Genomic DNA, 25,178 nt, shown 5'->3' with positions numbered 1-25,178 from the left:
CGCTGCGTCAGTCCTTCGATCCGCGGGAGTTTCTGCCGTTGCGCTTCCTGGCGCGCGCGGACGGCACGGTCCGGCCGACGATCACCGCGCGCCGGGAGCGCGCTTCCGGCTCGGGGTCCGCCTTGCGGCCGATGGCCTGCCGGACCCCGTACCCGAACGCCGCGACCTTGACCAGCGGGCCGCCGAACGTGGAGGCGACGGTGGTGGAGAGCGCCGAGGCGTTGGAGGTGACCTCCTGGACGTCCGTCGCGATGGCGTCGACCTTGTCGAGCTGTGTCTGCGCGGAGCGTACGGTCGCGGAGGCGTCGGCGAGCAGCGGGACGGCCTGTTCGGTCACGTCCGCCACGAGTTTCGTGGTCGCCCTGAGCGTCTGGGCGAGCCTCACCAGCACGACGGCGAGGAACGAAACCAGGATCGCCCAGAAGACGGCCACCAGGATCCCGGCCACCTCACCACCGGACACAGTGCACCGCTCTCTGGCTTGTCGTCTGTCTGTCTTGTTTCCTGCTGTTCGGCGAGGCCGTCGCGGCGGCCGGTCACCGTTCCCCGAGCCTATCGCGCCAGGGCTCACGCCTTGTACCGCATTGCGGGCCGCCCCAGCAGGAGTTCCCGCAACGAGATTGTACGGAGCGCTTTCGGGCCAGTACTCTGCGTGTTTCATGCGACGCCCTCAGCGCCCCTTTCCGTCCCCCGACGACCCCGGCCACCCGGCCGCCTCCCCCGAGGAGCCCGCGCCCCGTCGCCGTGGCAATCTCCCGGCGGAGCTGAACAGGTTCGTGGGGCGCGACGGCGAGCTGGCCGACGTGGTCGAGCTGTTGGAGGAGTCGCGGCTCGTCACCGTCGTCGGGGTGGGAGGGGTCGGCAAGTCCCGGCTGGTCAGCAGGGTCGCGGCGCTCCTGGAGAAACGGTACTGCGACGGCGTCTGGCTGGTGGAGCTCTCCTCGGTCCACGATCCCGCGCTTCTGGAGCACGCCCTGGTCGACGCGCTGGGTCTCACGGACCACACGAGCCGGCCACCCCGCTCGACACTCCTCGAACACTGTGCCGAGCGCCGTCTCCTTCTGGTGATCGACGGTTTCGAGCATCTGGTCGACGCCTGTGCGGAGTTGGTACGGGATCTGCTTCGCCGCTCTCCGGGGCTGCGGGTGCTGGCCGCCGGCCGGCTGCCGCTGGACCTCGACGGTGAGAGCGGCTACCCGCTCGCGACGATGAATGACGAGGACGCGTTGCTGCTCTTCGCCGAGCGGGCCACCTCTGTGCAGCCCGAGTTCCGGCTGACCGAGCGCACCCAGGGCGCCGTCCTGGAGCTGTGCCGGCGCCTCGACGGTATTCCGCTCGCACTGGAGCTGGCGGCCGGCCGACTGCGCGCCCTGTCGACGGAGCAGGTGCTGCAACGGCTGGACGACCGCTTCCGGCTGCTGACCGGCGGCAGCCGCTGCGCGCTCGCCCGCCACCAGACGCTCCGTACAGCGATCGGCTGGAGTCATGAGCTCTGCGCCCCGGAGCAGCGGCTGCTGTGGGCCCGGCTGTCGGTCTTCGCCGGGCAGTTCGACCTGGAGGCGGCCGAGTACATCTGCAGCGGCCCCGATCTGCCGGCCGACTCGGTGCTGGACGTGCTGTCCGGGCTGCTGGCGCAGTCCGTGGTCCTGCGGGAGGAGGCGGCCGTCGGGGCGCGCTACCGGATGCTGGACACGGTGCGGGAGTACGGCGCCGAGTGGCTCGCGGCCACGGGCGACACGGACCGGCTGCGCCGCCGTCACCGGGACTGGTTCCTGGGGCTGGCGACCTGGTGCGAGCTCGACTGGTTCAGCCCGCGGCAGGCGGAGGTGGCCACTCGGGTGGAAAGTGAGCTGCCGAATCTGCGGCGGGCCATGGAGTGTTCGCTGGAGAGCCCCGATGAGGCGCACCTCGCGCAGTACCTGGCGGGCACGCTCTGGTTCCTGTGGGTCGGCTGCGGACGCCTCTCGGAGGGGCGGCACTGGCTGGAGCACGTACGGGAGGAGGAGACGCCGTACGACACCTCGCGGCTGAAGGCACTGTGGGTGCTCGGGTACGTCGCGGTCCTCCAGGGCGATCCGGTGGGGGCGATCTCGGCCCTCACCGAGTGCCGGGAGGAGGCGGACCTGGCGGGTGACACCGTCGCTTCGGCGTACGCGGTGCATCGCACGGGCTGTCTGGCCCTGGTCACGGACGACATGCCACGCGCCCACGATCTGCTGCAGGAGGCCCTCGGCCGCTACCGGGAGCTCGGCGAGCTGAACAGCAATGTGCTGATGGCCCAGGTGGAGCTGGCCATGGCGGTCGGGTTCCAGGGGGATCTGGACGGCGCGGTCGTGATCTGCGAGGAGGTCCGGGACATCTGCGAGGACCACGGGGAGCGCTGGGCGCTCAGCTACGCGCTGTACGTACTGGGCTTCGCCGCACTCCAGGGGGGTCTCGCCGGCCGGGCCCGGGAACTGCTCGGGGAGTCGCTGGCCATCAGTCACACGTTCCACGACCGTCTGGGCACCGTGCTCAGCCTGGAGCTGCTGGCACTCGTCACGGTGGTCGAGGGCGACGCGGCGGAGGCGGCTCTGCTGCAAGGGGCCGCCGACCGGATCTGGCCGTCGGTGGGCTTGCCGCTGTTCGGATCGGCTCACTACGGCAGGCCCCGGGCCCGGTGCGAGGAACTGGCCCGCCATGAGCTGGGCGAGGCGCTGTACGTGTCGGAGCGAGGGGCAGGCCGCAAGCTCGGCACGGACGCGGTGGTGGCCAGGGCCCTGTCGGGCCGGTCCGGCGAGCGACGGCGGGAGGCGTCCGGCTCGCCCTCCCCTGCCACGCGAAAGCCCGCCGCCTCCCCGATCGGGGAGGGGCGGGCCTGAGCGCCGGTGTGGAGCGGCTACGCCTGAATCAGCGGGCGTAGTACTCGACGACGAGCTGCTCGTCGCAGATCACGGGGATTTCCTTGCGGTTCGGGTCCCGGTCAAGGCGGAAGGCCAGGGCCTTCAGGTTCACCTGCAGGTAGCGCGGGGTCTCACCGTCGGTGTCGTAACCACCCTCGCGGGCAACCTGGAAGGGGTACTTCTCGCGGCTGCGCTCGCGGACCATCACGATGTCGTCGGGACGGACACGGAACGACGGCTTGTCGACCTTGCCACCGTTGACCTCGATGTGGCCGTGGACGACCATCTGGCGCGCCTGGTAGATCGTCTTGGCGATGCCAGAACGCAGGACCAGCGCGTCGAGGCGGCGCTCGAGCTCGACGACGAGCGCCTCGCCCGTCTTGCCCTCGGCCTTCTTGGCACGGTCATAGGCACGCGCCATCTGGCGCTCGCTGATGTCGTACTGGGCGCGCAGACGCTGCTTCTCGAGCAGACGGACCTTGTAGTCCGAGTTCTGCTTGCGGCCACGGCCGTGCTCGCCCGGCGGGTAGGGGCGCGCCTCGAAGTACTTGACGGCCTTCGGCGTCAGCGCAATGCCGAGCGCGCGGCTCTTCTTGACCTTGGGACGCGACTGATTAGGCACGTTCTCCAGACCTCCGTTGTAGGTTAGGTTAGGCTCACCTTACTCAAGGAGATCGCATGTCTCGCCCTGGGAACACCACACACGTCACGGACAGCACTGACAGCGTCGACGCAACTGAAGGCGTCGATACGACGGAGGACCGATCAGATCGTGGTCAGCCGCGTCCCAGCGGGCTTGAAAACACTCGGATGCCGTCAGCAGCCGAGCGCACACGAACTCTCGTACAGAGTACCTGCTCCGCGGTGCTGCTCGTACCCGGGCTGGAAAGGGCGGGCTCGGACCAGCTGATGCCGCTGTCCCGGACCGTGGGTCCGGACGGCGACCTGTTCCTCGAATTTCCCGCCGGCTCCCCGGCTGTGCGGGCCGCGACCCATGCGCAGGACGACGAGCTGGCGGCCGTGCTGGAGATCACGGACGTCGCCCCCGTCGCCGTACCCCACCGCATCCGTGGCCGGGCCCGCGTCTGCGGATGGCTCACGTCCGTGCCCGGGATGGCGGGCCCCGGCCGGATGCTGCTGCGGCTGGAGACGGGCGAGGCCTACGTCGAGGACCTCTGGGGTGCGGAGACGGTCGAGCCGGAGGAGCTGCGGGACGCGGCCGCCGACCCGCTCGTCGCCCACGAGGCGGAGCTGCTGCAGCATCTGCACGCGGCACACGGAGACCGGCTGGAGACGTTGTGCGGGCTGCTCGGCGAGCGGGCCGCCCGGACCGCTGCGCCGCCGTTCGTCGTACCGGTCGCGCTGGACCGTCTCGGGCTGCGGGTCCGTTTCTTCGAGCGGCAGGGGCCCTGCTTCGACGCCCGCTTCGAGTTCCCCGAGCCGGTGCGCGATGTGGTGGAACTGCGCCACGCGATGCGCACCCTCTTCGATGCGGCCGCGCACTGAGTCCGGCCCCTACGCGCTGTCCGGTGCGCCCGTGCCGCCGCTTTCCGTGTGCCCCAGACGCTCGCGGACCCGGTCCGCCACATCCGCGTACCGCGCCTCGGCCCCGTAGCGGGTGGGCCGGTAGTAGCGCTTGTCGCGGACCGCGTCCGGGGCGTACTGCTGAGCGGCGATGCCGCCGGGGACATCGTGCGGGTAGACGTAGCCCTGCGCGTGGCCCAGCTTGGCGGCGCCCTTGTAGTGGCCGTCGCGCAGATGGGCGGGGACCGGGCCTGCCAGTCCCCTGCGGACGTCGTCCTGCGCCGCGGAGATCGCCAGCGTCGCCGCGTTGGACTTCGGGGCGAGCGCCAGCGCGATCGTGGCGTGGCTGAGGGTGAGTGCCGCCTCAGGGAAGCCGATCATCGCGACCGCCTGGGCGGCCGCGACCGCGGTGGGAAGCGCCGTGGGATCGGCGAGACCGATGTCCTCGCTGGCCGAGATCATCAGCCGGCGGGCGATGAACCGGGGGTCCTCCCCGGCCTCGATCATCCGGGCCAGATAGTGCAGCGCAGCGTCCACGTCCGAGCCGCGGATCGACTTGATCAGCGCACTCGCCACGTCGTAGTGCTGGTCGCCGTCCCGGTCGTACTTCACGGCCGCCCGGTCGACGGTCTCCTCCAGGGTGAGGAGGGTGATCTCCTCCTCCTGCTTGGACAGCGCCGCACCGGCCGCCGCCTCCAGCGCCGTCAGCGCCCGGCGCGCATCACCCCCGGCGATGCGCAGCAGATGCTCCTGGGCGTCCTCGGGCAGCGTCACCGCGCCGCCGAGTCCGCGCTCGTCGGTCAGGGCCCGGCACAGCAGGTCGCGCAGGTCGTCGTCGGTCAGCGACTCGAGCGTCAGCAGCAGCGAACGCGACAGGAGCGGGGAGATGATCGAGAAGTAGGGGTTCTCGGTGGTCGCCGCGATCAGCGTGACCCAGCGGTTCTCCACGGCCGGGAGCAGGGAGTCCTGCTGCGCCTTGGAGAAGCGGTGGATCTCGTCCAGGAAGAGGACGGTCTCCTTCCCGTAGCCACCGGTGGCGCGACGGGCCCCTTCGATGACGGCCCGTACTTCCTTGACGCCCGCGGTGATCGCGGAGAGCTCGACGAATCGTTTGTTCGTGGCCTTGCTGACCACGTACGCCAGGGTCGTCTTCCCGATGCCGGGCGGGCCCCAGAGGATCACCGACGACGGTCCTGCCGGTCCCCCGCTCCCCTCGCCGACGAGGCGGCGCAGCGGCGAGCCCGGCTTGAGCAGATGCTGCTGGCCCACGACCTCGTCGAGGGTACGCGGACGCATCCGGACAGCGAGGGGGCTGCTGGACGGGTCCTTCTCCTGGCGGTCTTCGGCAGCTGCGGTAAAGAGGTCGGGCTCCACGTTTTGAAGCCTATGTCACGGCACTGACATCCCGGCCGGGGCCGGCGGGGGCGAGCGCGCCTGTCAGCTGGTCCAGAAGTCCCACCAGCGGGTCAGGATCAGCATGCCGATGATCCCGATCCACAGGACCGGGGGCACCCAGTGGAACTCGGTGAGGCCGTTGCGCAGCCAGCTCGGCGCGGGAATGATCCGGTGTTTGATGTTGTGCGTGGTGACGTAGCAGAACATCAGGATCGTGGCGACCCAGGCCAGGCAGCACCACAGGCAGAGCGAGTTGATGTTGTACAGCGACTGGTACTGGAGCCAGGTGCAGAAGCCGACGCCGAACAGCGTGCCCGCGTTCATCCCCAGCCAGTACCAGCCGCGGAAGCGCGCTCCGGCGAGCAGGGCCAGACCGATCCCGATGATCACGGGGTAGGTGGCCATGCCGAGCATCGGGTTCGGGAAGCCGAAGGCCGAGGCCTGGTCGCTCTTCATGATGTTCCCGCACGCCACCACCGGGTTGAGACTGCAGCCCGGAACGAAGGTGGGGTCCTCCGCCAGCTTGAGCTTGTCGATGGTGATGACCCACGCGGCGAGGAGTCCGGCAGCACCCGTGATCACCAGCAGCAGTGCCAGCGCGCGACTGCCGCCGATGGTCCTCTTGCCGCCGTCCTCGTCCTGGTCGGAGGAGGGATGGTCAACCGCTGCAGTCGTCATATCGCCGTTCCGTCAGTGAGTGGCCTGCTGGGGCACGGTCATTGTGCCGCACGGGCGCGCCGGTCTTCTGTTCGATGAACATAAAGATGCGCGTACGGGCGCGGCCTCACACGGTCCGGAATCAGGGGTGCCGGGCAGACACCGCCGTGATGAGGGGCCGTGCCCACGGCCTCGGGCCGGATCCGGTCCACCCGTTGGTGTGGTGTCCGCCCGCGGACCGGAATCGCCCGGCAGTATGAATGCGCACCGGCCGGGTTGACGGTAGGAGGGAACGGGACTTCCACGAACCGCTGTTGGGTGCTTCCTGTCGCGGGCGGTACGGCCCGCCCGCGACAGGAGGGGTTCACGCGAGGCGTGTGCGGACCGCCTCGGCCACCCCGGCCAGCGGCACGGCCGTCTGCTCGCCGGACTCCATGTCCTTGAGCTGCACGTTCCCCTCGGCCAGATCACGCTCGCCGGCCACGATGGTGAAGCGCGCTCCCGAGCGGTTGGCGCTCTTCATCGCACCCTTGAGACCGCGGCCCCCGAACGCGAAGTCCGCGGCCACGCCCTCGCGGCGCAGCTGTGTGACGACGCCGAAGAGCACACGTCGCGCCTCCTCGCCGAGCGGTACGGCGAAGACACTGGTGGTGGAGGGGAGTTCGAGCTCGATGCCTTCCGCCTCCAGCGCGAGCACGGTGCGGTCCACACCGAGTGCCCAGCCGACCGACGGCAGCGCGGGACCGCCGATCATCTCGGAGAGGCCGTCGTACCGGCCGCCGCCGCCGACCGCGGACTGCGAGCCCAGTCCGTCGTGGACGAACTCGAAGGTGGTGCGGGTGTAGTAGTCGAGGCCGCGGACGAGCCTCTCGTCGTCCTCGTACACGACGCCTGCGGCGTTGAGCAGGCTCCGGACCTCCTCGTGGTACGCCTTGCAGGCGTCGCACAGGTAGTCGCGCAGGACGGGGGCGCCGGCCAGCTGCTTCTGGACCTCGGGGCGCTTGTCGTCGAGGACCCGGAGCGGGTTGATCTCGATGCGCCGGCGGGTGTCCTCGTCGAGGTCGAGCTCGCGCAGGAAGCCCTGGAGCGCCTCGCGGTAGACGGGCCGGCATTCCTTGTCGCCCAGCGAGTTCAGCAGGATGCGGAACTGGCGCAGCCCCAGGGTGCGGTACGCCTGGTCGGCCAGGATGATCAGCTCGGCGTCCAGGGCCGGGTCCTCGGCGCCGATCGCCTCGGCGCCGACCTGCGAGAAGTGGCGGTAGCGGCCCTTCTGCGGTCGCTCGTAGCGGTAGTACGAGCCGGAGTACCAGAGCTTGACCGGCAGGTTGCCGAGCTTGTGGAGGTTGGCCTCCAGGGCGGCCCGCAGCACGGAAGCGGTGCCCTCGGGACGCAGGGCGAGCTCGGAGCCGCCCTTGGTGGTGAGGGTGTACATCTCCTTGGACACGATGTCGGTGGACTCGCCGACACCGCGGGAGAAGAGGGCCACATCCTCGAAACCGGGGGTCTCGATGTAGCCGTAACCCGAGTTCTTCAGCGGTGCGGCGATCGCCTCGCGCACGGCGAGATACTTCGCGGAGTCGGGCGGGGTCAGGTCGTACGTGCCCTTGGGGGCCTTGAAGGTGCTCACGGTGTTCGCTCTCGTCACATTCCTCGTCGGGGCGCGTCCATACCGCTGAGATACGGATTGGTGGCGCGCTCGCGGCCGATGGTCGTCTGGGGGCCGTGGCCGGACAGCACCACGGTCGAGTCGTCGAGCGGCAGGCACACACGGGCCAGCGACTCGAGGAGCTCGGCGTGGTCGCCGCCGGGCAGGTCGGTGCGTCCGACGGAGCCGGCGAAGAGCAGGTCGCCCGAGAAGAGGACCTGCGGAACCTCCGCGGCCTCGGGCATCCTGAACGTCACCGACCCCTTGGTATGGCCGGGCGCATGCGAGACGCCGAACTCCATGCCCGCGAGCAGCAGCTGCGCGCCGTCGCTCAGCTCCTTGACGTCGTCCGGCTCCCCCACCGTCAGCTCGCCCATGAGCGGCATCCCGATGGAGCGGCCGAGGGCCTTCTCCGGGTCACTCATCATGTAGCGGTCCTCGGGGTGGATCCAGGCGGGTACGTCGTGCGCGCCGCACACCGGGACGACCGAGGCGACATGGTCGATGTGGCCGTGGGTGAGGACGACGGCGACGGGCTTCAGCCGATGCTTCTTCAGCGCTTCCTCGACCCCTGAGGTGGCCTGATGGCCCGGGTCGATGATCACGCACTCCTCGCCTGCGGCGGGGGCGACCAGGTAACAGTTGGTCCCCCAGGCCCCGGCGGGGAACCCGGCAATGAGCACGATCGTCCTTAGTGGTCGTCCGACGAGGGAGGTCGGCTGCGAGGTCGCAGCAGTTCAGAGCCTACCGGCGCTCCTCATTCCACAGCTAACCCATATACGGTACGGGGCAACCCAGGCCCGATCACACGACGTACAAGGAGATCACCCGGTGGTCAGCAGCGATCAGCGGCGGCGGCAGCTCGCCAGGGAGAAATTCGAGCGGCAGCAGCAGCGCCGGGAGGAGGCCCGCCACAGGACCCGGCGGCTGACGGTCATCATCGCCTCCGCGGTGGCCGTGGTGGCGGTCATCGGTGGTGCTACGTACTTCGCCACCAGCGGCGACGACGACAAGGACAACAAGGCCGACGCGGCCGCGAGTCAGAGCCCGCCGGCGTCGCCCTCGCCCACGGCGAGCGAGAAGACCGTGCCCGAGCCCGCGATGAAGATCGACAAGAAGTCGACGTACACGATGTCGCTCAAGACGAGCCAGGGCGACATATCGTTCGCGATGGACGCGGCGAAGACCCCGCACACGACGAACTCCTTCAAGTCGCTCGCCGACAAGAAGTTCTTCGACGGCACCAAGTGTCACCGGTTGACCACGGACGGCATCTTCGTCCTGCAGTGCGGTGACCCGAAGGGCGACGGAACCGGTGGTCCCGGCTACACGATTCCCGACGAGAACCTGACCGCACTGGGCAAGGCGGGCGCCGACGGCAGGGTGACCTACCCGGCCGGCACGGTCGCGATGGCCAACACCGGTCAGGCGCACACCGGCGGCAGCCAGTTCTTCCTCGTCTACAAGGACAGCAAACTGCCGCCCAGCTACACGCCGTTCGGCACGATGGACAAGGACTCCCTGAAGACCGTCGAAGCCATCGGCAAGGCGGGTGTGACCGGCGGCGCCGCCGACGGTGCGCCGAAGAAGCCGGTGAACATCTCGAAGGCGGGCGTCGACAAGACGTGACCCCCCGGCGGGCCCGGCACGATCTGCCCGGCAGCCGCTCGGTGCGGACGGCCGGGAGCGGCCGGTACATGGGGGGCGCCACCTCCCATGTGCCGGCCGGTCCAATTTCAGCCGCGCTGAGTGCGGACAGCCGGGCGGCCCGTCGCCTAGATTGGCGTTGTGCAGGGCGGGCGCTGCCCGCCCCAGGAAACTGTGGACGATGCCAGGGGGGCGAACCCCCTCACGGGCATCAGGTGGAGGAGGCGCTGTGAGCAGCGACCCGTGGGGCCGTGTCGACGAGACAGGCACCGTGTACGTGCGTACAGCCGATGGCGAGCAGGTCGTCGGATCGTGGCAGGCCGGTTCTCCGGAGGAGGCCCTGGCTTACTTCGAGCGCAAGTACGAGGGCATTGTGGTCGAGATCGGCCTCCTCGAACGGCGGGTGAAGACCACCGACCTGTCGGCGAAGGACGCGACGACCGCCATCGAGCATCTGCGCGGGCAGGTCGACGAGCATCATGCCGTCGGCGATCTGGACGCGCTGCGCAAGCGGCTGGACGCCCTGGTCGCGACGGTCGACTCGCGGCGCGAGGAGCGCAAGGCGCAGAAGGCCAAGCAGACCGACGAGGCGAAGCATGCCAAGGAGGCGCTGGTCGTCGAGGCCGAGGAGCTGGCGCAGAGCGAGCAGTGGCGCTCCGCGGGCGAGCGGCTGCGCGCACTCGTCGACACGTGGAAGGGCCTGCCGCGGCTCGACCGCAAGTCGGACGACGAACTGTGGCACCGCTTCTCGCACGCCCGCTCGGCGTTCTCCAAGCGCCGCAAGGCCCACTTCGCCTCGCTGGACGCCCAGCGCGAGGAGGCCCGCGCGGTCAAGGAGAAGCTGGTCGTCGAGGCCGAGGCCCTCTCCGGGTCCACGGACTGGGGCGTGACGGCTGCCCGGTACCGCGACCTGATGACGGACTGGAAGGCCGCGGGCCGCGCCCAGCGCGAGGCCGAGGACGATCTGTGGAACCGCTTCCGCGGCGCCCAGGACGTCTTCTTCGCCGCGCGCAACGGGGTCTTCGCCGAGCGTGACGCGGAGCAGGGCGAGAACCTCAAGCTCAAGGAGGACCTCGCCGTCGAGGCCGAGAAGCTCCTGCCGGTGAAGGACCTCAAGGCGGCCAGGGCCGCGTTCAGGGCCCTCAACGAGCGCTGGGAGGCCGTCGGCCACGTGCCGCGTGACGCCCGCCCGAAGGTCGAGGGGCGGATGCAGGCGGTGGAGCGGGCGCTCCAGGAGGCCGAGGAGTCGGAGTGGCGCCGGACCAACCCGGAAGCACGCGCGCGTGCGGCGGGTCTGACCGGGCAGCTCCAGGGCGCCGTCGACAAGCTGCGTTCGCAGATCGACGCCGCTCGTGCTTCGGGCAACAACGCCCGCGCCGACAAGCTGTCCCGTGAGCTGGAGGGCCGGCAGGCGCTTCTGGACCAGGCCCTCAAGGGTCTGGAGGAGTTCGGCGGCTGACCGGGCTGCGGCTGACATGGAGTGGCCCCCGGTACGCGACGCGTACCGGGGGCCACTCCATGTCCGGGGCCGTCCCCCGGGCTCGCTGTTACGGCCTGCGGGCCGAAGTCACCCGGTAGACGTCATAGACGCCCTCAACGCTCCGTACGGCCTTCAGGACGTGCCCGAGGTGCTTGGGGTCGCCCATCTCGAAGGTGAAGCGCGAGGTGGCCACCCGGTCGCGGGACGTCTGCACGGCCGCGGACAGGATGTTGACGTGCTGGTCGGACAGGATCCGTGTGACGTCCGACAGGAGCCGGGACCGGTCCAGCGCCTCGACCTGGATGGCGACCAGGAACACCGAGGACTGCGTGGGCGCCCACTCGACGTCGAGGATCCGTTCCGGCTGCTGCGAGAGCGAGTCCACGTTCACGCAGTCGGCGCGGTGCACGGAGACACCGCTGCCCCGCGTGACGAAGCCGATGATCGGGTCGCCGGGCACGGGCGTACAACAGCGGGCCAGCTTGACCCAGACGTCGTCGACACCCTTGACGACCACACCCGGATCCGCTTTGGCACGGCGCTTGTTGCGTCCGTGCGAGGGCGGGGAGCTCTCCGCGAGGTCCTCGTTGGCCGCGTCCTCGCCGCCGAGTGCCTGCACCAGCTTCTGCACGACGCCGGCCGCCGCCACATGTCCCTCGCCGATCGCGGCGTAGAGGGACGAGATGTCGGGGTAGCGCATCTCGTGGGCGAGCGTCACGAGCGAGTCGCCCGTCAGGATCCGCTGGATCGGCAGGTTCTGCTTGCGCATCGCCCGCGCGATGGAGTCCTTGCCCTGCTCGATCGCCTCGTCGCGGCGCTCCTTGGAGAACCAGGCCCGGATCTTGTTGCGGGCACGCGGCGACTTGACGAAGCCGAGCCAGTCGCGGGAGGGCCCGGCGCCCGCCGCCTTGGAGGTGAAGACCTCCACCAGGTCGCCGTTGTCGAGCGTCGATTCGAGCGGTACGAGCCGCCCGTTGACCCGTGCCCCTATGGTCCGGTGGCCGACCTCCGTATGGACGGCGTACGCGAAGTCGACCGGTGTCGCCCCCGCGGGAAGCGCTATGACGTCGCCCTTGGGCGTGAAGACGAAGACCTCGTTGCGGGAGAGGTCGAAGCGCAGGGACTCCAGGAACTCGCTGGGGTCCTCGGTCTCCTTCTGCCAGTCCAGCAGCTGGCGCAGCCACGCCATGTCGTTGACGGTGTCCTGGCCGCGGCCGGTGTTCTTGGGGACGTCGGTGCGCACCTTGGAGGCACCCGCGACGGCTTCCTGCTTGTACTTCCAGTGCGCGGCGATGCCGTACTCGGCACGGCGGTGCATGTCGAAGGTACGGATCTGCAGCTCGACGGGCTTGCCGCTGGGACCGATCACCGTGGTGTGCAGCGACTGGTACATGTTGAACTTGGGCATCGCGATGTAGTCCTTGAACCGGCCGGGGACCGGATTCCATCGCGCGTGCACCGTACCGAGCGCCGCGTAGCAGTCGCGGACCGTGTCGACGAGCACCCGGATGCCCACCAGGTCGTAGATCTCGGCGAAGTCCCGGCCCCGCACGATCATCTTCTGGTAGACGCTGTAGTAGTGCTTCGGCCGTCCGGTGACGGTCGCCTTGATACGGGCGGCGCGCAGGTCGGACTGGACCTCGTCGGTCACTATGGCGAGGTATTCGTCGCGCTTGGGCGCCCGCTCGGCGACGAGGCGGACGATCTCGTCGTACATCTTGGGGTAGAGGATCGCGAAGGCGAGGTCCTCCAGCTCCCACTTGATGGTGTTCATGCCCAGGCGGTGGGCCAGGGGTGCGTAGATCTCCAGCGTCTCGCGGGCCTTCTTCTCCTGCTTCTCCCGCTTGAGATAGCGCATGGTGCGCATGTTGTGCAGCCGGTCGGCGAGCTTGATGACGAGGACCCGGGGGTCCTTGGCCATGGCGACGACCATCTTGCGTACGGTCTCGGCCTGCGCGGCCTCGCCGAACTTGACCTTGTCCAGCTTGGTGACGCCGTCCACCAGCAGGGCGACCTGGTCGCCGAAGTCGCGGCGCAGGGTGTCCAGGCCGTACTCGGTGTCCTCGACCGTGTCGTGCAGCAGCCCTGCCATCAGAGTGGCCGGGTCCATGCCCAGCTCGGCCAGGATCGTCGTCACGGCGAGCGGATGGGTGATGTACGGGTCGCCGCTCTTGCGCTTCTGGCCGCGGTGCCAGCGCTCGGCGACCTGGTAGGCCTTCTCGATCTGGCGCAGCGTGGACGACTCGATCTTGGCGTCGTTGCTGCGGACGGTACGCAGCAGCGGTTCCAGTACCGGGTTGTACGGGCTGGAGCGCTGGACGCCCAGGCGGGCCAGCCTGGCCCGGACCCGGTTGGACGAGCCGCCGCTACGGGCCACCGGGCCTGCCGGGGCGGCCGCCGCCGGCTTGGCGGGCGGCTTCGGCGCGGTGGGGGGCGGGGAGACAGGGACGGCCGGCTGCGCGGGGGAAGCGGGCACGGGTCCGTTCGCCTCGGCGGGGGCGGGCCCCGTGCCGGGCTCGGGCGCCGGGGGCTTCGGCTTCTCCGCGGGCTGCTGCTTCGCGGGCGTGGCTGGGGCCGCCGCGGGCTTGTCGGGCTGCGGGGCGGCGACTGGCTGGGCCTCGTCTGGCAAGAGCGCTCCTCGTGCGGATCCGGACACCCGGAAGGGCCATCGTATCGACCCTGCGGCCGGAGCTCCCCCGGGGACGGTGAGAGCCCTCGCAACGCGAAACGGGCACCCGGTTGTTCCCGGGTGCCCGTCGCGGTGTGCGGGGGCTGTGCGGACTGCCGTCCGGCAGCCGTTCAGACGGTGATCAGGGCCTCCAGCGGGGCACCCCGAAGGTGCGGCGCCAGGCGTTCCCGGCCGGCGAGGAATCCCAGCTCCATGAGGACGCTGACGCCGGCGACCGTGGCACCGGCCCGCCGGATCAGCTCCAGCGAGGCCCCGGCGGTGCCGCCGGTGGCCAGGACGTCGTCGATGACCATGACGCGGTCGTCGGCCGACAGATCCTCCGCGTGGACCTCGATCTCCGCGGTGCCGTACTCGAGCTCGTACGCCTGGCCGAGTGTGGCCCCCGGCAGCTTCCCGGCCTTGCGGACCGGGACGAAGCCGAGGCCGGACCGGACCGCGACCGGCGCGGCCAGGATGAACCCGCGGGCCTCCAGGCCGACGACCTTCGTGGCGCCGTGCCGTACGCACAGCTCCGCGAGGGCGTCGGTGAGCGCCGTGAACGCGACCGGGTCCGCCAGCAGCGGGGTGATGTCCTTGAACATCACGCCCGGCTTCGGGTAGTCCGCCACATCACGGATCCGGCTGAGCAGCAGGGCCCTGGTGCTTTCGGTGGTGCTGGTCATCGACGCTTCCCCGGGGTCCGGCCGTGGCCCCTGGGAGGCTCCTGGCGCTGGCCGACCACCGCACCGGCGGGCGCGGTTTCCTCGGGGGACCGCTCGTCCGCCTGCTCGGCCTCGTTGAGCTCACCCTTGGCGGCGGCCGCGGCGCGCTTGGCGAGGATCCGCTTCTTCAGCGCCTTCATCTGCGGTTCGCGTTCCTTGAGGTCGGCGACCAGCGGAGTGGCGATGAAGATCGAGGAGTACGCACCGGCGGCGAGACCGACGAACAGGGCCAGCGAGATGTCGTTCAACATGCCGGCGCCGAGGACACCGCCACCGATGAACAGCAGACCGGCGACCGGCAGCAGGGCCACGACCGTGGTGTTGATCGATCGGACCAGCGTGCCGTTGATGGAGCGGTTGGCAATCTCGCTGTACGTCCACCGGGTCTGCTTGGTGATCCCCTTCGTGCCCTCCTTGAGGCTGTCGAAGACGACGACCGTGTCGTAGAGGGAGTAACCGAGGATCGTCAGCAGACCGATCACGGTGCCCGGGGTGACCTCGAATCCGACCAGCGCGTAGACACCGACCGTGATGGTGATGTCGTGGATCAGCGCGACGAGGGCCGCGATGGCCATCCGCCATTCGAAGGCGATCGCCAGGTAGATCACGACGAGGACCATGAAGACGCCGAGGCCGGTCCATGCCTTGTTGGCGATCTGCTCACCCCAGCTGGGGCCGACAAGGTCGGCGGCGATCTTCTCGGTCGGGACGTCGAGGCCCTTGGAGAGCTCGCTCTTGATCTGGTCGGACTTCGCGGTGTCGACCTCGGTGATCTGGATGCGCAGACCGCCGTTGCCCAGCTTCTGGACGATGGCCTGGTGTCCCGAGGACTCGGACGCCAGCTCCTCCGCCCTGTTGACGGAGACACTCGTCTTCGGGGTGGTGAAGACGGCTCCGCCCTTGAACTCGATGCCCATGTTCAGGCCGCTGACCGCCAGGCCGACGATGGCCGTGATGGTGATCAGGATCGAGACGCCGTACCAGATCTTGCGCTTGCCGATGAAGTCGTAGCCGACCTCGCCGCGGTAGAGACGGGCGCCGAGATTGCCGAGTCGCGACATCTCACGCCTCCTTCGGGTCGGTGGGGGCGTTGACACGGCGCGAACGGCGCAGCGGCGGCTTGGCGCCGAGCCGCTTCGGGTCCAGTCCGGACCACGGGTGACCGCTGGCGAAGAACTTCGTGCGCGCCATGAGCGTCATGACGGGCTTGGTGAAGAGGAAGACCACGACCACGTCGAGAAGAGTGGTGAGGCCCAGCGTGAACGCAAAGCCCTGGACCTTGCCGACGGTGACCACGAAGAGCACCGCCGCCGCCAGGAACGACACGAAGTCGGAGACGAGGATGGTGCGCCGGGCACGCGGCCAGGCACGTTCGACGGCCGGACGGAGCGTGCGGCCCTCGCGGATCTCGTCCCGGATGCGTTCGAAGTACACGATGAACGAGTCGGCGGTGATACCGATCGCCACGATGGCGCCGCAGACCGCGGGCAGGTTCAGCGCGAAGCCGATGGCCGGGCCGAGCAGCGACATGATCGTGTAGGTCAGGATGCCGGAGACCAGGAGGCTGAGCAGCGCGATGAACGCCAGCCCGCGGTAGTACGCCACCAGGTAGATGACCACGAGGGCCAGGCCGATGGCACCGGCGATGAGGCCTGCGCGGAGCTGCTCGCCACCGAGGGCGGCGGTGACGGTGGTGACGCTCTGCTCCTGGAAGGAGAGCGGCAGCGCACCGTAGGAGAGCACGTTGGCCAGTTCCTCGGCGGACTGCTGGGTGAAGCTGCCGGAGATCTCGGCACTGGCGCTCAGCGCCGTACTGACCGAGGGAGCCGAGACGACTTCGCCGTCGAGTGCGATGGCGAACTGGTTCTGCGGCGACTGCTGCTGGGCGAGCTTGCCCGTGGTGGTGTGGAACTTCTTGGCGCCGCCGCTGGTGAACTCCATCTGAACGATCCACTGACCGCTCTGCTGGTTGATCGCGGCCTTGGCGCTGTCGACGTCGGTACCCGACACCTCGGCCGGGCCGAGGACGTACTTCGCGCTGCCGTCCTGCTCACAGGCGACGACCGTGTCGGTGGACTTCGTGCCCTGGCTCGCCTTGGAGCGGGAGGCCTTGCTGGAGCAGTCCAGCGCCGCGAACTTCTTCTGCAGATCCGCGGCGGCCGCCTGTTCCGCGGCGGAGGCGGTCGGGGTGGAGCTCGCCTCCGGCGTGGTGGCGGCCTTGGGCGTCGCGCTGGCCTTGGGCGTGGGCGTGGAGTCGGCCTTCAGAGCGCCGGTGACCGCGCGGCCCTGCGTGGTGGCGCTCGCGCCGGGCTTCGCGGACGGGCTGCTCGCCTTGTCCGAAGCGGAGGCGCTCGGCTTTGCGGACGGGCTGGCCTTGTCGGTGGACGAGGCGCTCGGCGTGGGCGTCGGCGTTCCCTGGGCGACGGTCAGCACCGGCCGGAAGTAGAGCTTGGCGGTCGTGCCGACCTGCTCACGGGCCTGGGCGGAGTTCGTGCCCTTGGGGATGTTGACGATGATGTTGCGATCGCCCTGGGTCTGGACCTCGGCCTCGGAAACACCGAGACCGTTGACGCGGCGTTCCATGATCTGGACCGCCGTGTCCATGTTGGTCTTGTTGACCGCCTGTTCCTGGCCCGGCTCGGCCTTCGCCTCCAGCGTGATGGACGTACCGCCGGCCAGGTCGATGCCGAGTCGCGGCGTCGGCTGGTCGGCCAGGAACATCCCGCCGGTGAGAGCGACCATGGCGATCAGGATCAGAGCCAGGGAACGCCCCGGCCTGCCCTGACCGCCGGCCGGTCCTCGGCCCTTCTTCGGTGCTGCCACCTTCTCGTTTCTCCCTGTCCAACCGCCCCGCGCCGGGTACGCGCCCGAGCGGCCACGAAGTTTAGTGGGGACCCGCCCCCGCAGAAGACCGCACGGTCCGGGGATGGCCGGATGCCTGTGGGCTCACGGCATCCCCGGGTCGTGTGCTACTTCGCGTCGGTCTCGCCGTCGGCCTTGCCCTCGGACTTCTTGTCGGCCTTGTCGTCGGCCGGCTCGGCGTCGTCCGTCCCGGTCTTCTTGACCAGGTCGGTCTTCGCCTCGTCCGAGGTGTCCTCGTCGGCGGTCTCGGTCAGCGAGGAGGCGTCGTCCGGCACGACCGTGCCGTCGACGTCGAGCTCCTCCACGTCGCCGTGGACGATGCGGTTGTACTCCGCGTCGTCCAGGACGGCGCCGATGGCGTTCTTCGCGTAGATGGCGTGGACGCCGGGGGCGACCTCAAGGAGGACCGTGTCGTCGTGAAGCTCCTTGACGGTGGCGTACATGCCCCCGATCGTCCGGACGCCGGTGCCGGGCTGCATTTCATTGCGCATGTTCGCAGCCGCCGCCTGCTTCTTCTTGGCGGACCGCGTCATCAGGAACATGGCCCCGATGAGCACGATGAAGGGGAGGAGAGTCACGGGATTCACGGGACGATTTTCCTTCGCACGACCGCGCTGGAAGGCGGCCTGGTCTACGGGGGTGGGTACACCGACCTTTAAGGGCGGCATCGGCGGAGTCTAAGCGAGTCCGCATCGATGGAACAACGCCCAGCATGGCACCGTGGTTCCTCTGTGGGCCAACCTGTGATGCATCACGCCCCGAACAGGCCCTGTTGTCCCTTTCCGCCATGCTGTGGCGGCACGAGCCCGAGATGGGCCCAGGCAGCCGGGGTGGCGACCCGCCCCCGCGGCGTCCTGGCCAGCAGTCCTTCGCGTACGAGGAAGGGCTCCGCGACCTCCTCGACCGTCTCGCGCTCCTCCCCCACGGCGACCGCGAGCGTGGACAGGCCGACCGGGCCGCCGCCGAAAAGCTTGAGCAGGGCGCCGAGCACCGCCCGGTCCAGCCGGTCCAGCCCGCGGGCGTCGACCTCGTAGACCCTCAGCGCCGCGGCGGCGATCTCCCGGTCGATCCTGCCGTCGGCCTTGACCTGGGCGTAGTCCCGGACGCGGCGAAGCAGCCGGTTGGCGATACGGGGCGTGCCGCGCGAGCGACCCGCGATCTCGGCGGCGCCCTCGACGTCTATCCCCACGTCCAGGAGACCGGCCGAGCGGTGAATCACCCGTTCCAGTTCACTCGGGGCGTAGAACTCCATGTGACCGGTGAAGCCGAAACGGTCACGCAGTGGGGGCGGCAGCAGTCCGGCCCTGGTGGTCGCGCCGACCAGGGTGAAGGGCGGCAGCTCCAGCGGGATGGCGGTGGCCCCGGGGCCCTTGCCGACGATCACGTCGACCCGGAAGTCCTCCATGGCCATGTAGAGCATCTCCTCGGCGGGCCGGGACATGCGGTGGATCTCGTCGAGGAAGAGGACCTCGCCCTCCTGGAGGGAGGAGAGGATCGCTGCCAGATCGCCCGCGTGCTGGATGGCGGGGCCGGAGGTGATCCGGATCGGCGCGTTCATCTCCGCCGCGATGATCATCGAGAGGGTGGTCTTGCCCAGGCCAGGGGCTCCGGACAGCAGCACGTGGTCGGCGGTGGCGCCGCGGGCGAGGGCCGCCTTGAGGACGAGGTCGAGCTGTTCGCGCACCTTCTCCTGGCCGACGAACTCGTCGAGGTCCTTGGGGCGCAGCGCCGCCTCGACCGCGGTGTCCTCACCGTCCGCGCCGGCGTCGACGAGGCGCTCGTCGAGGAGCTCGTCGGTGTCGGGTCCGGTCTCGTCCCAGTTCATCTCGTCAGTCCCGCCTCGGGTGTTTCGGTGCCGGCCCGTGGGGTGCCGGGCCTGGCGTCAGGGGTGTGTGGGCCCGGATCCGCTCAGCGCGCGCGGTTGAGGCTCTGCAGGGCGGCGCGCAGCAACTGCGGCACGGGCGGCTGGGAGCCTTCCGCGAGGGCCGCCTCCGCCTGCGGTGCCACGGCGGACACGGCTTCGTCGGCCTCGCGGGTGGCGTAGCCGAGACCGATCAGCGCGGCGTGGAGCTGGTCGCGCCAGGCGGCGGAGACCGCGGTACCGATGCCCTGCTGGCCGATGTGGGCGCCGACCGGCTCGCCGAGTCTGTCCTTCAGTTCGAGCAGGAGCTTCTGGGCGCCCTTCTTGCCGATGCCGGACACGGCGGTGAGCGCCTTCTCGTCGCCGGTGGCCACGGCGATGCGCAGGGCGTCGGGGCTGTGGGTGGCGAGCATGGCCTGGGCGAGCCTGGGTCCGACCCCGCTGGCGGTCTGGAGGAGCTCGAAGACCTGCCGTTCGTCGTCGTCGGCGAAGCCGTAGAGCGTCAGCGAGTCCTCCCGCACGACGAGGGAGGTGGCGAGCTTGGCCTCCTTGCCGATCCGGAGGCCGGCGAGGGTGTTCGGAGCGCACTGGACGGCCATGCCGATGCCGCCGACCTCGATCACGGCCGTGGTCGGGGCGAGCGCGGCGACGGGGCCGCTGACGAAGGCGATCATCGGGGGACCTTCCGGACGGGGGCTGCTGCGGTGCGCGGGGTGCGCGGGGTGCGGACAGCCGCTGCGGCGGCCGCGTGCGCCTGCTGGAGGCGGTTGAGCGCGGGGGCGCGCCAGATGTGGCAGATCGCGAGGGCGAGGGCGTCGGCGGCGTCCGCCGGTTTCGGCGGGGCGTCCAGCCGCAGGAGCCGGGTGACCATGGCTCCCACCTGTGCCTTGTCCGCGCGTCCGCTGCCGGTGACGGCGGCCTTGACCTCGCTGGGCGTGTGCAGGGCGACCGGGATGCCGCGACGGGAGGCGCAGAGCATGGCGACCGCGCTGGCCTGGGCGGTGCCCATCACCGTACGGACGTTGTGCTGGGCGAACACCCGCTCCACGGCGACGTACTCGGGCCGGTGTTCGTCGAGCCATTCCTCGATGCCGCGCTCGATGGCCACCAGCCGGTGGCCGAGCTCCGCGTCGGCCGGTGTGCGCACGACTCCGACGCCGAGCATCGTCAGGGGCCGGCCGGCGACACCGTCGACGACTCCGACTCCGCACCGGGTGAGCCCGGGGTCCACGCCGAGTACCCGCACGGTTCGCCCCCTCCCTGCCTATCGGTCAACTGTTCCCGCAGGCTATCGGCTCGCACTGACAATGCGACGGGCCGACGGGGTGTGTCCCCGTCGGCCCGTCCATGGAACGCTGCGCAGGTCTCCCGGCAGCCTCTCAGGCGTCGACCTTCTCCATGACCTCGTCCGAGACGTCGAAGTTGGCGAAGACGTTCTGCACGTCGTCGCTGTCCTCCAGCGCGTCGATCAGCTTGAAGATCTTGCGCGCGCCCTCTTCGTCCAGCTCGACCTGCATGGTCGGGACGAAGTTGGCCTCGGCCGAGTCGTAGTCGATGCCGGCGTCCTGCAGCGCGGTGCGGACCGCGACCATGTCGGTGGCCTCGCTGAGCACCTCGAACGTGTCACCGAGGTCGTTGACCTCCTCGGCGCCGGCGTCGAGCACCGCACCGAGCACGTCGTCCTCGCCCAGCTCGCCCTTGGGGACGATCACGACACCCTTGCGGTTGAACAGGTACGAGACCGAGCCCGGGTCGGCCATCGAGCCGCCGTTGCGCGTCATCGCGACGCGGACGTCGGACGCCGCACGGTTGCGGTTGTCGGTGAGGCACTCGATGAGCACCGCGACACCGTTCGGGCCGTAGCCCTCGTACATGATCGTCTCGTAGTCGGCGCCACCGGCCTCGAGACCGGCGCCACGCTTGACCGCCGAGTCGATGTTCTTGTTCGGGACCGAGCTCTTCTTGGCCTTCTGAATGGCGTCGAAGAGGGTCGGGTTGCCGGACACATCGGCACCGCCGGTGCGGGCCGCGACCTCGATGTTCTTGATCATCTTCGCGAAGAGCTTGCCGCGCTTGGCGTCAATCACGGCCTTCTTGTGCTTCGTCGTAGCCCATTTAGAGTGGCCGGACATCTGCCTTCTCCTTCGCGTCACCAAATTCCGTACGAACCCGAGAGATCCTACCGGGGTCGAGTCAGCTGACTGCGCGCACCATGTCGACGAAGTACGCGTGAACCCGGTGGTCCCCGGTCAGTTCCGGGTGGAATGACGTGGCAAGGGCGTTTCCCTGCCGTACCGCCACGATGTGGCCACCGTGCTCCGCCACCACCTTGGCCTGGGCTCCCACGGATTCGACCCAGGGGGCACGGATGAAGACGCCCTCGACCGGTCCGCCGTCGATTCCGGCGACCTCGACGGCCGCCTCGAACGACTCGTTCTGCCGCCCGAAAGCGTTACGCCGCACGATCATGTCGATGCCGCCGACCGTCTCCTGGCCCGAGCGCGGGTCGAGGATCTTGTCCGCGAGCAGGATCATCCCGGCGCAGGTGCCGTAGACCGGCATACCGGCCCGCACCCGCTCGCGCAGCGGTTCCAGCATGCCGAAGAGGGCCGCCAGTTTGGACATCGTGGTGGATTCGCCGCCGGGAATGACCAGGCCGTCGACCTCGGCGAGTTCCTCGGGACGCCGGACCGGCCTGGCCAGGGCGTCCGCCGAGGCCAGGGCGATCAGGTGTTCCCGTACGTCGCCCTGGAGTGCCAGGACGCCGATCACAGGGGTGTCGCTCATCAGTGACTACCAGCCGCGGTTGGCGTAGCGCTCGGCCTCGGGCAGGGTGTCGCAGTTGATGCCGACCATGGCCTCGCCCAGGTTGCGGGAGGCGTCCGCGATGATCTTCGGGTCGTCGTAGAAGGTGGTGGCCTTCACGATGGCGGCTGCGCGCTTGGCCGGGTCGCCGGACTTGAAGATGCCGGAGCCGACGAAGACGCCCTCGGCGCCGAGCTGGCGCATCAGCGCGGCATCGGCGGGGGTGGCGACGCCACCGGCGGAGAACAGGACGACAGGCAGCTTGCCGAGCTCGGCAACCTCCTTGACCAGCTCGTACGGGGCGCGGAGGTCCTTGGCGGCGGCGTACAGCTCGTTGTTGTCGTAGCCGCGCAGCCGGGCGATCTCGTTCTTGATCTGGCGCAGGTGGCGGACGGCCTCCACGACGTTGCCGGTGCCGGCCTCGCCCTTCGAGCGGATCATGGCCGCACCCTCGGCGATGCGGCGCAGGGCCTCACCCAGGTTGGTGGCGCCGCACACGAACGGGGTGGTGAAGGCGAACTTGTCGCTGTGGTTGACCTCGTCGGCCGGGGTGAGGACCTCGGACTCGTCGATGTAGTCGACGCCGAGGGACTGCAGGACCTGGGCCTCGACGAAGTGTCCGATGCGGGACTTCGCCATCACCGGGATGGAGACGGCCTCGATGATCTCCTCGATCATGTTCGGGTCCGACATCCGGGCCACGCCGCCGTCCTTGCGGATGTCGGCCGGGACCCGCTCCAGGGCCATGACGGCCACGGCGCCCGCGTCCTCGGCGATCTTCGCCTGCTCGGCGTTGACGACGTCCATGATCACGCCGCCCTTGAGCTGCTCGGCCATGCCGCGCTTGACGCGGGCGGTGCCGGTGGCGGGGGCGTCGGCGGACTGCGGGGTACCGGGGTTCGTGGACACGGATCGACCTCACTCGGGGAAAAGGGTGCTGAACGTGCTGGGGGATGCACTACCGAGCAAACTCTCCGGCACCAGTCCACAGCAAGGGCCAATGGAAGGCCGGTGGATCATTTTGGCGCGCTACGGGGCAGGCACGGACGAGCGGTGCCGCAGCAAGGGCCAATGGGGGGCCGGTGGATCGCTCGTTCCCGCCGCACGGCAAGCGCGGGCCCGCGGTGCCCGCGCCACCGCCGTCAGCTGACCGGGCGGTCCGCGAGGGCGACCGGCGGCTCGTCGTCCATCTCGAAGGCCAGCGGGAACGGGGCGTGCCCGGCCAGCCGGAACCAGCGCACCGTGCGGTGGCGGCGCAGCGCCCGCGCCGCCCGCACCGCGTCGTTGTGGAACCTGCGCGCCATCGGGACCCGGCGTACGGCCGCAGCCAGCTCGGACGCGGCCTCCTCGCCGCCCGGGATCTCCTTCACGGCGTCGACCTGGGCCCGCTCACCGAACACCGCGCGCAGGGCGGTGCTCAGTTCGCTCTCGGAGACCTCGCGGTGCTCCTCCTCCGACTGGCGGGCGGCGTGCGCGGCCTCGTACAGCACGAGGGAGGCGGCCGGGTCGAGGACACCGGACGTGGCGAGTTCCTGGGTGACCGAGGCGCGGCGCAGCAGTTGGGCGTCGAGGGCGGCGCGGGCCGCGTCGATCCGGGTGTGCAGCCGGTCGAGACGACCGGCGGTCCAGCTGAGGTACAGGCCGATCGCGACGATCACGACGACGGTCCAGATGAGGGTTTCGGTCACGGGCGGCAAGGCTACCGGCGACCGGGCACCACTCGGCCCCCGTTGACGGCGGGAGAGCCGTCCCGGGAACGGATCAGTCCCGGGCGAGCCCGAACCGGGCCCGCAGCCCCGGGCGTTCGTCCGCCGCCACGGAAGCGGCCCCGTCCGCCACCGTCTCGTACACCGCGAGGATGTCCGCCCCGACCGTCGACCAGTCGAAGCGGCGCACGTGCGCGCTGCCGCGGTCGCGCAGTTCGGCGCGCCGTTCCGGGTCGTCCAGCAGCCGGACCGCCGCCCGCGCCAGGGCGTCCGCGTCCTCGTTGGCGAACAGCTCGCCCGCCGCGCCCAGGTCCAGGACCTGCGCGAACGCGTCCAGATCGCTGGCCAGCACCGGTGCGCCCGCCGACATGGCCTCCACGAGGATGATGCCGAAGCTCTCGCCGCCCGTGTTGGGCGCGACGTACACATCGACACTGCGCAGCAGCCGCGCCTTGTCCTCGTCGCTCACCATGCCGAGGAACTCGACGCGCGCGCGCATCTCCTTCGGCAGCGAGGCGACGGCCTCCTCCTCGTCACCCCGTCCCGCCACCAGCAGCCGGGTGTCCGGACGTGCCGCCAGGATCGCGGGCAGCGCCCGCATCAGGACGGGCAGGCCCTTGCGGGGCTCGTCGATGCGCCCGATGAAGCCGATCGTGCCGCCCTGCCACTCGGGCCTGGGCTCCGCCGCGGCGAAGAACCCGACGTCCACCCCGTTGGGGATGACCACCGCGTCGCCGCCCAGGTGCTCGACCAGGGTCCGGCGCGCGTACTCGCTCACCGCGATACGGGCGCTGATCTTCTCCAGCGCCGGCTGCAGGATCGGATAGGCGGCGATCATCGCCCGCGAGCGCGGATTGGACGTGTGGAACGTGGCGACGATCGGCCCCTGCGCCGCCCAGCACGTCAGCAGACCCAGGGACGGTGAAGTCGGCTCATGGATGTGGATCACGTCGAACGTGCCGTCGTGCAGCCACCGCCGCACACGCGCCGCGGACAGGAAGCCGAAGTTCAGCCGGGCGACGGACCCGTTGTACGGGACGGGCACGGCCCGGCCCGCGGACACCACGTACGGCGGCAGGGGCGTCTCGTCGTCGGCCGGGGCGAGCACGGAGACCTGGTGGCCGAGACGGATCAGGTGCTCGGCCAGATCACGGATGTGGAACTGCACGCCGCCGGGGACGTCCCAGGAGTACGGGCAGACGATGCCGATCTTCACTGCGAGGGCCTTTCGTTCGGGTCAGGCCGGATCAGGGAGCGGGGGTCCGGCGCGTGCAGTTGCAAGGCGGCGGAGGGGGTCACTGCGGAGCGTGGGCGACCGGCGACA

22 protein-coding genes and 1 pseudogene are annotated in these 25,178 nt (G+C 70.1%); 4 read left to right on the top strand and 19 right to left on the bottom strand.

Annotation, left to right across the window (positions count from 1 at the left end):
• Nucleotides 1–7: 7 nt before the first annotated feature.
• Nucleotides 8–448, bottom strand: coding sequence for a DUF948 domain-containing protein (locus OG538_RS30400; RefSeq protein WP_406100370.1), 441 nt, complete (start codon nt 446–448; stop codon nt 8–10).
• A 211-nt stretch (nt 449–659) separates the two neighbouring features.
• Between OG538_RS30400 and OG538_RS30395 the strand changes: the two are divergent.
• Nucleotides 660–2,865, top strand: a pseudogene (locus tag OG538_RS30395) (ATP-binding protein); the annotation flags it as partial.
• Between the two features lie 24 nt (nt 2,866–2,889).
• Here OG538_RS30395 and rpsD read toward each other — a convergent pair.
• On the bottom strand, nt 2,890–3,504 hold the full coding sequence (gene rpsD / locus OG538_RS30390; protein WP_136327444.1) for a 30S ribosomal protein S4: 615 nt from the start codon (nt 3,502–3,504) through the stop codon (nt 2,890–2,892).
• Between the two features lie 188 nt (nt 3,505–3,692).
• Between rpsD and OG538_RS30385 the strand changes: the two genes are divergently transcribed.
• Nucleotides 3,693–4,388, top strand: coding sequence for a DUF2470 domain-containing protein (locus OG538_RS30385; protein WP_406098637.1), 696 nt, complete (start codon nt 3,693–3,695; stop codon nt 4,386–4,388).
• Nucleotides 4,389–4,397: 9 nt separating this feature from the next.
• On the opposite strand, the gene OG538_RS30380 is transcribed toward OG538_RS30385, so the two are convergent.
• The 4 genes from OG538_RS30380 to OG538_RS30365 form a co-directional block, all read right to left on the bottom strand.
• Nucleotides 4,398–5,780: a replication-associated recombination protein A gene (locus OG538_RS30380; RefSeq protein WP_406098636.1), complete on the bottom strand. Its 1,383-nt coding sequence runs from the start codon at nt 5,778–5,780 to the stop codon at nt 4,398–4,400.
• A 63-nt stretch (nt 5,781–5,843) separates the two neighbouring features.
• Entirely contained in the window at nt 5,844–6,479 is a 636-nt protein-coding gene (locus OG538_RS30375) for a vitamin K epoxide reductase family protein (protein WP_406098635.1), read from the bottom strand.
• Nucleotides 6,480–6,822: 343 nt separating this feature from the next.
• Nucleotides 6,823–8,085 (bottom strand): histidine--tRNA ligase, encoded by a 1,263-nt coding sequence (hisS, locus tag OG538_RS30370; RefSeq protein ID WP_406098634.1) that lies wholly within the window; start codon nt 8,083–8,085, stop codon nt 6,823–6,825.
• A 14-nt stretch (nt 8,086–8,099) separates the two neighbouring features.
• Nucleotides 8,100–8,786, bottom strand: a complete 687-nt coding sequence (locus OG538_RS30365; RefSeq protein ID WP_406098633.1) for an MBL fold metallo-hydrolase — start codon at nt 8,784–8,786, stop codon at nt 8,100–8,102.
• Nucleotides 8,787–8,934: 148 nt separating this feature from the next.
• Between OG538_RS30365 and OG538_RS30360 the strand changes: the two genes are divergently transcribed.
• Together OG538_RS30360 and OG538_RS30355 are read left to right on the top strand one after the other, a co-directional pair.
• Entirely contained in the window at nt 8,935–9,732 is a 798-nt protein-coding gene (locus tag OG538_RS30360; protein ID WP_406098632.1) for a peptidylprolyl isomerase, read from the top strand.
• A 247-nt stretch (nt 9,733–9,979) separates the two neighbouring features.
• Nucleotides 9,980–11,209 carry a DUF349 domain-containing protein gene (locus OG538_RS30355; RefSeq protein WP_406098631.1) on the top strand — a complete coding sequence of 410 codons (1,230 nt, stop codon included), beginning with the start codon at nt 9,980–9,982 and terminating at the stop codon, nt 11,207–11,209.
• Nucleotides 11,210–11,297: 88 nt separating this feature from the next.
• Here OG538_RS30355 and OG538_RS30350 read toward each other — a convergent pair whose 3' ends face one another.
• The 13 genes from OG538_RS30350 to OG538_RS30290 all read right to left on the bottom strand — a co-directional run bounded on the left by OG538_RS30350 (nt 11,298) and on the right by OG538_RS30290 (nt 25,070).
• Nucleotides 11,298–13,859, bottom strand: a complete 2,562-nt coding sequence (locus OG538_RS30350; protein ID WP_406098630.1) for a RelA/SpoT family protein — start codon at nt 13,857–13,859, stop codon at nt 11,298–11,300.
• A gap of 170 nt (nt 13,860–14,029) precedes the next feature.
• Complete coding sequence (locus OG538_RS30345; protein ID WP_406098629.1) at nt 14,030–14,581, bottom strand: adenine phosphoribosyltransferase; 552 nt, start codon at nt 14,579–14,581, stop codon at nt 14,030–14,032.
• Complete coding sequence (gene secF / locus OG538_RS30340; protein WP_406098628.1) at nt 14,578–15,681, bottom strand: protein translocase subunit SecF; 1,104 nt, start codon at nt 15,679–15,681, stop codon at nt 14,578–14,580. Before secF ends, OG538_RS30345 begins: the two co-directional genes overlap by 4 nt.
• A 1-nt stretch (nt 15,682) precedes the next feature.
• Entirely contained in the window at nt 15,683–17,443 is a 1,761-nt protein-coding gene (gene secD / locus OG538_RS30335; RefSeq protein WP_406098627.1) for a protein translocase subunit SecD, read from the bottom strand.
• Between the two features lie 146 nt (nt 17,444–17,589).
• Entirely contained in the window at nt 17,590–18,069 is a 480-nt protein-coding gene (yajC, locus tag OG538_RS30330; protein ID WP_406098626.1) for a preprotein translocase subunit YajC, read from the bottom strand.
• A gap of 164 nt (nt 18,070–18,233) precedes the next feature.
• A complete protein-coding gene (gene ruvB / locus OG538_RS30325) occupies nt 18,234–19,307 on the bottom strand; it encodes a Holliday junction branch migration DNA helicase RuvB (protein WP_406098625.1) in 1,074 nt (357 codons plus the stop codon).
• 83 nt (nt 19,308–19,390) lie between these two features.
• Complete coding sequence (gene ruvA, locus OG538_RS30320; RefSeq protein WP_406098624.1) at nt 19,391–20,017, bottom strand: Holliday junction branch migration protein RuvA; 627 nt, start codon at nt 20,015–20,017, stop codon at nt 19,391–19,393.
• Entirely contained in the window at nt 20,014–20,589 is a 576-nt protein-coding gene (gene ruvC / locus OG538_RS30315) for a crossover junction endodeoxyribonuclease RuvC (RefSeq protein WP_406098623.1), read from the bottom strand. Before ruvC ends, ruvA begins: the two co-directional genes overlap by 4 nt.
• Before the next feature lie 133 nt (nt 20,590–20,722).
• On the bottom strand, nt 20,723–21,475 hold the full coding sequence (locus tag OG538_RS30310; protein ID WP_329035552.1) for a YebC/PmpR family DNA-binding transcriptional regulator: 753 nt from the start codon (nt 21,473–21,475) through the stop codon (nt 20,723–20,725).
• 61 nt (nt 21,476–21,536) lie between these two features.
• Complete coding sequence (gene pdxT, locus OG538_RS30305; protein WP_406098622.1) at nt 21,537–22,130, bottom strand: pyridoxal 5'-phosphate synthase glutaminase subunit PdxT; 594 nt, start codon at nt 22,128–22,130, stop codon at nt 21,537–21,539.
• Between the two features lie 6 nt (nt 22,131–22,136).
• Nucleotides 22,137–23,057: a pyridoxal 5'-phosphate synthase lyase subunit PdxS gene (gene pdxS / locus OG538_RS30300; protein WP_406098621.1), complete on the bottom strand. Its 921-nt coding sequence runs from the start codon at nt 23,055–23,057 to the stop codon at nt 22,137–22,139.
• A gap of 233 nt (nt 23,058–23,290) precedes the next feature.
• On the bottom strand, nt 23,291–23,836 hold the full coding sequence (locus OG538_RS30295; protein WP_406098620.1) for a hypothetical protein: 546 nt from the start codon (nt 23,834–23,836) through the stop codon (nt 23,291–23,293).
• Nucleotides 23,837–23,909: 73 nt separating this feature from the next.
• A complete protein-coding gene (locus tag OG538_RS30290) occupies nt 23,910–25,070 on the bottom strand; it encodes a glycosyltransferase family 4 protein (RefSeq protein ID WP_406098619.1) in 1,161 nt (386 codons plus the stop codon).
• Nucleotides 25,071–25,178: the final 108 nt, after the last annotated feature.

Origin of the sequence: Streptomyces sp. NBC_01013 (assembly GCF_045162765.1) — a bacterium.
Classification (GTDB): domain Bacteria; phylum Actinomycetota; class Actinomycetes; order Streptomycetales; family Streptomycetaceae; genus Streptomyces.
The sequence above is the reverse complement of the archived record's forward strand: the minus strand, read 5'-3'. Positions and strand labels throughout refer to the sequence as shown.